Genomic DNA, 11162 nt, shown 5'->3' on the forward strand with positions numbered 1-11162 from the left:
GAATATAAGCGTTATTGGACAGACTGCAAACCTTTTACATTATAGCACACATGCAATGGATATATTTAGTTACAGTCTTTCCTTGGGCAAGCGGATTATACGCCTCTTGGTGGTAACGGGTCCTATAATTAGGTCTCTTTCATACTTATGCGAGTTCCTTTGCTTGTACCTCTCCTTGAGCTGATTTTTTCTCCTGACGCATGATATAACCCATGGCTGCAATAATAAGGATAAAGGCGATCAGTGCGAGAAAAGGAATGGTGATAAAATCGAACCAGTTCAGGTAATCCTGTTCACAGGATACTCTGCCGCAGGAAGTTGAAGTTTGCGCAGCTGCTTTGGCGGCTGCATGGATGCGCTGAATGATAAAATGATAGGCCGAAATCGCGCCTCCAATGATAGCCAACGGCATGACGTAACGACGTATCCCCGAATCTCCTCGAAAATATGCAATTCCGAGCAGAAGGGTCAGGGGATACATCAGAATGCGCTGAAACCAGCACAGCTTACAAGGCTCATACCCCAAAATCTCGCTGAGATACAGACTGCCCAAAGTTGCCACACAAGCTACAACCCAGGCGGCAAACAAAGCAATATCCGTTTTTTTAAACGATCCAATCATAGTAACGCTCCTTTTTTAATTCAAATGAGAACAAAATGAACTCACCCGTGTCTTGTCCCATCGGCAGGCATATGCCGATATGCATGTCTTTATCCGTATTGTACTGTATTTTGAGTGCAGGGTCATACTTAAACATATTGACATCATTCACTATCATTTTTATAATTGCAGTAGTTTGGGAAGTTAATGAGGATTCAAGTTAGATATATATTAAGAAATTAGGAGAGTGCCTAGAATGTCGAGCAGTCCAAAAAATGAAACTCTATCTACTATTAGTGAAAGACACGCGGTAAAGAGCTATGTTAAGGATTTTAAATTGCCAGAGGAAGATTTGGAGGCTATTTTGACTGCCGCGATAGAAGCTCCTTCCGCTTGGAACCTTCAACATTGGAAATTCCTTGTCATCGAAAGCGAAGCGGACAAGCAAAAATTGCTACCTATCGCCTACAATCAGGGTCAAGTAGTGGAAAGTTCCGTTACGATTGCTGTATTGGGTGATTTGGAAGCAAACCGTAACACCGTCATTTATGATCAAGCGGTAGAAGCAGGCGCACTGCCAGCGGAAATCCGTGACGCATTGGTAGGTCAAATCAACGGCGCGTACCAAAACCCGCAAGTAGCTCGCGATGCCGCCATCCTGAACTCTGCTTTTGCAGCACAAAACATTATGCTGGCTGCTAAATCTCTGGGCTACGACACTTGCGCAATGGGCGGTTTCATTCCAGCACAATTGATCGAGCAATTCAATATTCCGGCACGTTACCTGCCAACCCTGCTTATTAGCGTAGGTAAGGCACAAGTACCAGCACGTCCATCAGGACGTTTTCCACTGTCTGAAGTTGTTGTAAAAGGTAGCTTCTAAGAAGATTTGTGAATGTAAAAGGGTGTTCCTGCAACCGTTCGTGGTTGGGGAACACCCTTTTTTACGTCGTGTTAGGCTGTCAAAAGCCTTTTGGTTAGCCCTTTGTTTAGTCCGAGCGTTTGGACACGAGATATACCAGCTCCAGCGTCAGGATCGGTAGAAAGACAGAAGCCGGATAGGCCAGATAACGCGGCTCCCATTGCGGCTTGAACTTATCCTTAAAGCGCCGAAGCCCCTGAAAGCCGTAAAAATGTCCCCCGTATTGAAAAACAAGTCGAGCCAGCTTTTCCTCGCGCAATGCCTTTTCACTTTGCCCTACCTGGGACAGCGGTGCCATTCCCAGATTAAATGTCGTATATCCACTCTCCTTGGCCCACTCAATGACCCGTGTGAATAAATAATCCATCGTGCCATTTGGCGTGTCAGGCAAGTGGCGCATCAGGTCAATGGAGACCGTCCGTCCATGATCATAGGCAGGGGCCATCGTAGCGAAAGCGATGACCTTCCCTTCAGAGTCCTTTAGCAATGCAATCGGAGCCAACTGAAGATAGGGCTCTTTGAACCAGCCGAGTGAATATCCCTTCTCCTTGCGCCCGTCCAGCCAAATATTCGAAACATGTCGCATCTCCTCAATCAGTGACGCCTCTAGAGGAGGTTGGATGATTTCGAACGAGTAGCCATCGCGGTCAAAGCGGTTTTTGGCGCTGCGTAGCGCTTGATTGCTTTTGCCCGTCAGTGTAAAGGATTCCAGCGGCACCAGTGCTTCCTCGCCCAGTTTGAAAAAGCGATAGCCGTTCTCGTGATAGATGGACAAATACTCCGGTGATGCCTGATAAAATACAGCCGTTAACGCATACCGATCTGCGAACCGCTGAAATTCCTGAATCGCTTCACTCACGCGTTCTTTTGGACCGAGTGGGTCACCTAATACAATCAGTTTGTCCCGACTGCGAGCATAGGGAATGACGACCTGTTCATTTTTGGTCCAATACAGATATTTATCGCCCAGAAAAAGCATGTGGGAAACGAGATTACCACCCTGTCGTTCCAAAAATTCTTTTAGCTTATCCAGCTCCTGCGCGTCGGGTAGATTGCTGATACCACGCTGAGGCCGAAGAAAGAAGTACACCGTCAGGAATACCCATGCCAAAATCAGACTAAACACGGCAGTAACTCCGTAATCGCTGCGGTTCATAAAAAAGTCCAGATGGACCTTGGCGTGCAAATGGCGCATAAACGGAGTATTGGAGCCTGCCCCAATGATAAAATAAGCCCCAGTTACGAGTAGAGATAATCCGCCCCATATTAAAATATTGTGCCGATTCAGTGGTGCACTGACCCGATAAAACCGCGAGCGCGAGATCCATAGCATTAACGCCACGAATAGTAGGAATAAGGCTTCTTCAAAATCCAGACCTTTAATGAAGGTGAAAATGGCGCCGGCCAGCAGCAGTATCAATGTCAGTCGTAATGCTCTGCGAATACGCAGAGAGATTCCGTGGGACAGGACGACAAGCATAATCCCGATGATGACTGAGATTTCATGCGACAAGCGCATGACGGGCAGGCTGAGCAAATGCTCAGCAAAACGGAGCCGATATAACAGACCTGGCGTAGCTGCCGACAAAAGAAGCACCACGCCGGAGATGAGTACCAGCTTACCAAGCGCCCATACTCCTAGATCTGCCAAAAACCGGAATTGACCAGGCCAGCCCCATACCTTCTGCCACGCATTAAGGGAGTAGTCCCAGCCGGTCTCAGCTAGCTGATTCAGGCGCTCGTTACGCGGAATCATTTCCAGCGCGGCTAATACCAAGCCGATGAGCCACGGGATGATGTAATAAAAGACACGAAAGACCAGCAGCACAGCCAGTGCCCGATCTGAGTTGGCTCCCGCCATTTGCAGCCCGAGCAGGGCAATGATGTCGAATGCCCCGACCCCTCCGGGTGCAAGACTGATCAACCCAGCAATCGCGGCTATCACATAAATGCCGAACACAGCATGCATCGGCAGTTCATGGAGCAAGTGCGAGCCGATCCATGCAAAGGTAAGGCCAGCTAACAGCCACTCCAGCAGGGAAGCACTGATGGAAGCGGAGATGGTGGACCAGGAAAGCTGTCCTTCTCCCTTGTTGAACCATGTGGAGTACCGTTTGGAGCGCTGCATGATCAGAAATAGCGGCAGGTACAATGCCATTCCCCACAGCGCCCAATGAAGCCACGGATGAGCATCCAGTACAGGCTGTACCGGATACAGATGGACAATGGCTCCCCAAGCCAGCAAAGATAGTCCGGTAATGACGACTGGCGAAAGAAATACGACCGCAGAGGTGATGACACCCAACGGCACCCCGCTTTTTTTATACAGCACTGTGCGAAGTCCCGCTCCTGTAAAGCCTGCAAAACCAAAGACATTATTGAAGGTATTGGAGATCCAGGCATAGCGAAATGTCGTTCCAGGCTTGACCTGAAGCTTGAAATGATGCCTGATTACGTAATCGTATGCGCTCATAGCCGCCACGGCAGCTAGTGAGAACAAGCCAATCTCGATCAGAAAGGTGGCATCCATTCGCCGCAGCTCATGAAGCATACGCGCCAGATTAAAGTCTTTTAGTTCTCGTCCGGCCTCCCATATAATAAAAGCCAGTACAGCCAGTGGTAGCAGAATACGTGTCAATCGTTGCCTGTAGACGGTCATCACGAACTGTACGATTTTAAAGGATTGAATCGGTTTGTGATTAGATTTCATAGATTCACCTGCTTGGAAAAGAATGAGATGTACACGGAATGAAGTGCTTAGATTTCATGCCCGATGAACATTACTATATATTATACCTGTAATAATCGTTTGAATAACAACAGAAGGGTTACGAAATGGGGTTTCAGTTTGATTGCTGTAAATAATTCCAATATAATAATGGAAAACCTAGTGAATTGCTTGGCAATGGAGCTGAACTGGACATGAGTATATGGGATCGTAATCTTTTTATACGTCGCCTGGAGCTGATATGGCCTCCAGATGCTGACAAGAGCCAATATCCGTTTAACTTAAAAGCCTTACACCAGTGGAATGAACTTAAATTCCATCCTTCCGTTACCTATATTATTGGAGAAAACGGTGTAGGTAAATCGACGCTTATGGAGGCAATCGCGGTCGCGTGGGGATTTAATCCAGAGGGCGGTACTAAAAATTTTAATTTTTCTACACAAGCCACGCATTCCTCACTGCATGAGCATATCCGGCTGGTGAGAGGGATAGAAAAGCCGAGGGATGGCTTCTTTTTCCGGGCGGAAAGCTACTATAATGTGGCGACTCATATCGACGAGCTGGATCGCGAAGGTGGAGGCCCACCTATTCGAAACTCCTACGGAGGCAAATCGCTGCATGAGCAGTCGCATGGCGAGTCTTTTTTTGCTGCCTTTGTGCATCGGTTTGGAGGACAAGGATTGTATATTTTGGATGAACCGGAGGCTGCGTTATCGCCTTTGCGCCAGATGGCCATGCTTGCACGGATTCACGAGCTGGTGCAGCAGGGCTCACAGTTTATCATTTCTACTCATTCCCCCATTTTGATGGCGTATCCAGATTCCATCTTGTATCATCTGACACATGAAGGGATCGACATCCGGACACTGGAGGAAACCGATCATTTTATCATCACCAAGCAATTTCTGAATAACAAGGAAAAGATGATACAGGAGCTATTCGAAGATCCACAATAGGGATCGTAGGGACCGCCAGACCGTTCGAGAAATTCACCCTGGTCGTTCGTATGAGAGGGACAACATCGCCATTTCAGGTTGTTCCTTTTTGCTGTCCTGTCAAAGGAAAGATTCAGGGTTATCGGAAGTATTTTATGATTGTTATTTGTCTCTCGCTCTATTAATATAATGAAGAGTTTTGCTGAAATGGTTGCAAAATAAGATTTTCGTATACGAAATAAAGAACCTGAGGAGGACAAAACGCAACATGTCAGATTCACAACAGTTGAAAATGGGACCGCTGGTCATTTTGATGATTAATATGTTTATTGCCATGCTGGGAATTGGCCTCATTATTCCGATCCTCCCTAAGTTTATGAGCTCCTTGGGAGGCAGTGGTGAAACGGGTGGTTATTTGGTTGCTGTGTTTGGCTTAACCCAATTCCTGTTTTCGCCGCTAGCGGGAGAATGGTCCGATAAATACGGACGTAAAAAAATGATTATTATCGGTTTGGTAATCATGACGGCTTCTTCTGTATTGTTTGCTATTGGGGAATCGTTGACCACATTGTATATCTCCCGTTTACTGGGTGGTGCAGGGGCAGCCTTTATGATTCCTCCGATGATGGCCTATATTGCTGACATTACAACGGTCCACAATCGCGGTAGAGGAATGGGGCTGTTGGGTGCCGCCATGTCTCTTGGCTTTGTGATCGGTCCTGGTGTGGGCGGTTTGCTGGCAGATATCTCGATTCGTACGCCCTTGTATGTTTCGGCGGCCGTATCGGGCGTAGCTGCACTGATTTCCTTGATTATGCTACCCGAAACCTTATCGCTGGAAAAACAGTTGAAGTTTCGGAATGTCAAGGCCAAACGGGACAATGTGATTAAACAGTTTGCCCTTTCTTTCCGCAAGCCTTACTTTATGCTACTGATTATGATATTCACGTTAACCTTTGGACTGACACATTTTGAAACGATGTTTCCTTTCTTTGTGACGGGGAAGTTTCATTATAATGAGCGTGATATTGCTATCATTATTACCGTAGGTGCACTGGTCGGAACCGTGATTCAAGCTGTGGTAATCAGTCCGATGTTAAACCGTTTTGGCGAAAAAGGTGTCATCATCGGTTCCTTTCTGTTTTCGGCGATTTCCCTTGTGCTTATGCTGCTCTCTGGCAACTTTTATTATGTACTCGGGGTATCGCTCATCTTCTTTACCGCTACGTCGTTGCTTCGGCCAGCCATTAATACTGCTTTATCCAAAATGGCGGGGGATGAGCAGGGAGTTGCAGCTGGCATGAACAATGCTTATATGAGTATTGGTAATATTCTAGGACCTGCGCTTGCGGGTACATTGTTCGAGGTGCATATCAATTTGCCATACATTTTTGGGGCAGCCATTCTCATTCTTAGTTTGGGTCTGGCTGTAAAATGGAAAAGCAGAGATACGCAAACCACAGCGGTTTAATGTTGTTCTTTTCGTGAAATTAGTCTCTTTTGGTGTGAACTGTGACGTTCTTGTGAACCGCAGATGGCGCCGAAGGAGGCTATTTTTTTTGCATACATCGCGAAACGTTAATGAAACGACAGAAACTTGGGTAATAATGCATGATGAGTTTACAACAAGACAAATAGTAGAGCTAAAAGCCAGATAATATGTAAAAAAACAGCTAGAAGGAGATGAGAGCCGATGGAAGAGCGGAATGAGCAGTTATTTTATACAGGAACTTATGCGTCTCGTCAGGAAAGAGGAATATATGTATGTGCTTTGCGTGTGACCAATGGTGATCTGCGCATTGTTGGAGGTGTGGAAGGAATGGAGAGGCCTTCTTTTCTCGCTCTACACCCGGATGGGACGAAGCTGTATGCTGCCAGTGAAACAGAAGGAGGCGAGCTGTATGCGTATCAGGTGAATACCCAGACGGGGGAATTACATCCTTTGGATCGAAAAGGGACGGAGGGAGCGCATACTTGCTATGTTTCCGTAACAACCGATGGACGATATGTGCTGGCTTCTAACTATTCAGGCGGCAATGCCGTTGTGTTCCCTGCGACGGAAGCAGGAGGATTAGGAGACATGTCGGGGCAAGTTCAGCATACCGGCTCAGGTATTCGCCAGGACCGCCAGGATGCGGCACATCCGCATTCGATTATTCCAGATCCTTCAGGACAGTATGCCATGGTATGTGATCTGGGACTGGACCAGATTGTGGTATACCGTTTGACAGAGGATGGAAAACTGGTGACCCATCGTGAGACAGATTTGCCACCCGGTTCTGGACCGCGTCATCTGGTTTTTCATCCTTCGCGTCCATATGCTTTTGTCGCCAATGAGTTGAACAATACAGTCGCTGTGTTTAGTTATAACGAACGTAATGGTGAGCTTACATTGCTGCAAAGCCTGTCCACACTGCCAGAAGGCATTATAGATGTAGAAAATACAGCAGCCGATATTCGGATTACGCCCTGTGGACGCTTTTTGTATGTGTCAAACCGCGGCCATGATAGCATCGTGCTATACCATGTCGATCTGGACAGCGGCAAGCTGAAGGTGGTTGAATGGGTGGAAACCTTCGGCAGCACACCGCGTAACTTCAACATCTTGTCCGGTTATCTGGTAGTAGCGAATCAGGATGGAAACAACATCGTATCCTTTGCCATCCATAGTGAGGATGGACGGCTGACCCGAACGGGATATGTGCTGGAGGTTCCTTCACCTGTATGTATTGAACCTGTTCGCTAATCGGATAGCATGTGGCAAAAGAGTACGATATAAGTGGATGAAAAATAAAACACGGCGCTTTGTTTCCCATGAAAGGCATGGGCCAAACGCCGTGTTCAGGTCTTGAAGTGGTCTAAAAGCTATTTGCTGCTATCGCCAGCTTCTACCGCTACTGTTTTGGCATGATTTTCTGTATGTTTGTAGTACAAACGGAACAGGATATCCTGATTGTAGTTACCGAATCCGGTACCGAACAGGGTAACCCCTCCAACATGCTGGGCATCATCCAATATGGCAATGCGGAATTTCCATTGCTTCTGATCAATCAGCACTTGGCTTAAAGTCACGTCGGATATTTGCTTGCCATCCATAAAGGTACCTTCGGAGGTAACGCGAAGTCTTTTAAGGAGACCATATTGATTGATAAAATCAGGCCACCATGCAGGTGTGTATTTACCACGGTTATCCCCGAAATCCCCTGGGCTGGTCCATGTACCCAAATTCACATCATTTAGGAAAAAAGTGATATCTGAAGGCCAATTATCATTGGTAAAAGGGGCCTCGGATGATAGTTCCATCGAAATTTCCAGTTCCTCAGCTTTTTGGCTGGACAGTAGGAAATTTGGCACCTTATAATCCATATATCCCTGGCTAAACCACAGAATTTTGGAATTGAAGCGCTCAGGGTCCAAGAATGAACGAGGCTCATCGAATTCACCAATGATCTTTTCGACGGTAGCCAGTCCGCAGGTCGCCTGTATTTCAAAATCTGTAAAGTGTCCGACAGAAATCTCCGTCTGATGGAATTGTCGTACATCCTGCTGATAGCGTGGCATGGCGATTTCAATTTTGTCTGTAGCCAGTGAGCACACTTTCTGTACCCCGCCTCGTCCAGGCAGCATTTTGGTCGAAATAATGGACGCTCTCTCCAGTTTCTTGACATGCATCGTCATAATCGCACTGCTGAGCCCCAACGCTTCCGCCAGCTCACGTATATTCATAGGCTTCTCCGCAAGCAGAACAATCATGTTTAGCCGAACCTCACTGGCCAGCGCTTCATATACGGGAAGTGATTTTTCAGAAATGTCCAGTTGCATAGTTCCTCCAATTCTAACGCACATCATAAATTGATGGTAGTTTAACATATATGGATTTTTTTCAATAATCATACATAAAAAACGATATGATTTACATTTATATAAACAATATACCCTTTCCTTGATCACTGGCACAAGCCTAACCCCTCAAAAAGCCGGAAATTGTTCAAAAAACAGGACACCCCATGAACTCTTTCTTTGTTGTTGGGATGTCCTGTGATGGTATGTGATTTGCAGGGTGGATACGGGATAGAGTCATGTGCCATTGGTGTTAGGACCGGATATGTTCTTCTGCCAAAGAAGAGTCAGCTGTTTTATCTTTATCTGCTGCGTGTACATCCTGATGTTGAGAAGCATCTGCCTTGATCAAGCCGGGGTGACCAACATAAGGACGATCACTGCGCGAGCGGCCTCGGGTAAGTCGGAAGCCAATCAAGAACAGCACAAGCTGCACAGCCAGTATGTAGGGAGACGCTTCCGGTCCGATCCATTGAAACAGAGCGACAGCGGCGATCACCATGCACAACAGGCTTGTTGGAAAATGGGATGCCGTCACGTCCAGATCATTTTGCCTGCGCAGGGTCATCAGCCGGTATACATACAGTAGGGCGATCAAGCCGGAAACGAATCTCATCCATGCACACCCTATGAGCCATGAGGCAGATTGTACAGTGTCGGGCAGACTAACATCGACATGGCTGGAGGCTATCAGTTCCACAACCAGCCTTGAGACCAACCAGACGATTCCTGCCAGCGCCAACGGACCAGCTGCTGGACGTAATAGCTTCCACAATGCTGTTCCCCAGCCCGGAGCATGAGATTCCAGCAGAACCAGACGCCGTTCCTCGATGAGTTTGTTCATTTCACGCTCCAGTGATTTGAGAAGCAATTCTCTGCGGAACGTATCACATTCCCGAAGGGATGCTTGAACCTGCTCTTGAAGGTGAGGGGTCAAATAGGGAGCAGCTTTGGCTTCCTGAAGAGCGTGGATGAGTCCGTTCTGGTACTGCTTTTCGCTGTTATTGAACCCATTCTGGGTAGCGGTTTGGAGACAACCAGCTAATCGTCCATAGATACGCAGCGATTCCTGTAATTCTTCCAGCCGCTGCTGACGCGAATTTCGAAGCTGGGCTGCACTGTGAATATACAGCCATACCAGCAAAGATAACGCCAGCAGGAAGGCAATCAGACCGGGTGAGATATATGCGGCTAACGCCGCGAAGTCCGTCGGGGACACCCGCAATCCCTCCTTCCATTGTTCTTTCTACACTATTGCACAGACTACACAGGCATTTCAAGGGCTTGTATACCTTTGACCAGGATATATGAAGTATTTTTTGGTAAAATAGACAAGATACAAGCAGGAGGGTAGATTCGGTATGGATAAAAATATAAAAATTGCAACAGAAGATCATGAGACATCGAATCGATATCTTGCACGGGTTTAAGCTGGAGATAAAACGGATAAATAACAGTAAGTAAATTATAGACAGGAAGAAGGCACATTTATATGAAAGTTATTATTTTTGGAGCAACTGGAACCATTGGTCAAGCGTTAGTAAAGGAAGCAATCAAGCGCAAGTATGAAGTGACAGCAGCGGTCCGCGACCCCCAACGTGTGACGGAGCGAAGTGAATACTTGACGGTGGTTCAAGCAGATATTCTAAATCCGAATTCCGTTACGGAAGTGGCCAAAGGGCACGATGCTATCATTAGCGCGTACGGTCCCAAGTTTGGAGAAGAGGAAGAACTGCTCGAAGCGACTCGTTCTTTGCTGGAAGGAACCCGGCGTTCCGGCGCGGAGCGCATACTTGTCGTTGGCGGAGCGGGAAGTCTGAAAACAGAAAACGGTGAACGCCTCATGGATACCGCCGAGTTTCCGGAGGAAGTGAAGCCGCTGGCGGCTGCCCATGCAGATGCACTGGAGCTGTACCGCGCTGCGGATGTAGACTGGACCTATTGTAGTCCTGCCGGAATGATTGAATCGGGAAAACGTACAGGACAGTTCCGTATTGGCTTGGATCATTTGGTGGTTGACGAATTAGGCCATAGCCGTATCTCGGTCGAAGATTATGCGGTAGCCCTGATTGATGAGTTAGTAGAAGGGGAATTTGTCAATTCCCGTTTTACAGTCGGGTATTAATAAGCAGGGAT

10 protein-coding genes are annotated in these 11162 nt (G+C 47.1%); 5 read left to right on the top strand and 5 right to left on the bottom strand.

Features of this window, described 5'->3' with window-relative positions:
* Window positions 1-145: 145 nt before the first annotated feature.
* Window positions 146-622 (bottom strand): disulfide oxidoreductase, encoded by a 477-nt coding sequence (locus ACM1ND_RS02165; RefSeq protein WP_053324504.1) that lies wholly within the window; start codon window positions 620-622, stop codon window positions 146-148.
* Complete coding sequence (locus ACM1ND_RS02170) at window positions 606-758, bottom strand: hypothetical protein (RefSeq protein WP_023986737.1); 153 nt, start codon at window positions 756-758, stop codon at window positions 606-608. Before ACM1ND_RS02170 ends, ACM1ND_RS02165 begins: the two co-directional genes overlap by 17 nt.
* 99 nt (window positions 759-857) lie before the next feature.
* Here ACM1ND_RS02170 and ACM1ND_RS02175 point away from each other — a divergent pair, with 99 nt between their 5' ends.
* Window positions 858-1484, top strand: coding sequence for a nitroreductase family protein (locus tag ACM1ND_RS02175; protein WP_023986738.1), 627 nt, complete (start codon window positions 858-860; stop codon window positions 1482-1484).
* Window positions 1485-1590: 106 nt separating this feature from the next.
* Here ACM1ND_RS02175 and mprF read toward each other — a convergent pair whose 3' ends face one another.
* Window positions 1591-4233, bottom strand: coding sequence for a bifunctional lysylphosphatidylglycerol flippase/synthetase MprF (gene mprF, locus ACM1ND_RS02180; protein WP_023986739.1), 2643 nt, complete (start codon window positions 4231-4233; stop codon window positions 1591-1593).
* Between the two features lie 212 nt (window positions 4234-4445).
* Here mprF and ACM1ND_RS02185 point away from each other — a divergent pair, with 212 nt between their 5' ends.
* The 3 genes from ACM1ND_RS02185 (at window position 4446) to ACM1ND_RS02195 (ending at window position 7932) form a co-directional block, all read left to right on the top strand.
* Window positions 4446-5207: an AAA family ATPase gene (locus ACM1ND_RS02185; protein WP_023986740.1), complete on the top strand. Its 762-nt coding sequence runs from the start codon at window positions 4446-4448 to the stop codon at window positions 5205-5207.
* 247 nt (window positions 5208-5454) lie between these two features.
* The gene (locus tag ACM1ND_RS02190; RefSeq protein WP_028541191.1) at window positions 5455-6657 is read left to right on the top strand and encodes an MFS transporter; all 1203 of its coding nucleotides are present in this window, start codon (window positions 5455-5457) and stop codon (window positions 6655-6657) included.
* Between the two features lie 222 nt (window positions 6658-6879).
* Window positions 6880-7932, top strand: a complete 1053-nt coding sequence (locus ACM1ND_RS02195) for a lactonase family protein (protein WP_053324505.1) — start codon at window positions 6880-6882, stop codon at window positions 7930-7932.
* Window positions 7933-8051: 119 nt separating this feature from the next.
* Here ACM1ND_RS02195 and ACM1ND_RS02200 read toward each other — a convergent pair whose 3' ends face one another.
* Together ACM1ND_RS02200 and ACM1ND_RS02205 are read right to left on the bottom strand one after the other, a co-directional pair.
* Window positions 8052-9008: an ArsR/SmtB family transcription factor gene (locus ACM1ND_RS02200; RefSeq protein WP_023986743.1), complete on the bottom strand. Its 957-nt coding sequence runs from the start codon at window positions 9006-9008 to the stop codon at window positions 8052-8054.
* Between the two features lie 271 nt (window positions 9009-9279).
* Window positions 9280-10245, bottom strand: a complete 966-nt coding sequence (locus ACM1ND_RS02205) for a hypothetical protein (protein ID WP_053324506.1) — start codon at window positions 10243-10245, stop codon at window positions 9280-9282.
* 273 nt (window positions 10246-10518) lie between these two features.
* Here ACM1ND_RS02205 and ACM1ND_RS02210 point away from each other — a divergent pair, with 273 nt between their 5' ends.
* Window positions 10519-11151, top strand: a complete 633-nt coding sequence (locus ACM1ND_RS02210) for an NAD(P)-dependent oxidoreductase (protein WP_023986745.1) — start codon at window positions 10519-10521, stop codon at window positions 11149-11151.
* The last annotated feature ends 11 nt before the right edge of the window (window positions 11152-11162 follow it).

The sequence above is a fragment of the Paenibacillus sp. JJ1722 genome (assembly GCF_048282685.1).
Lineage (GTDB): Bacteria > Bacillota > Bacilli > Paenibacillales > Paenibacillaceae > Paenibacillus > Paenibacillus polymyxa_B.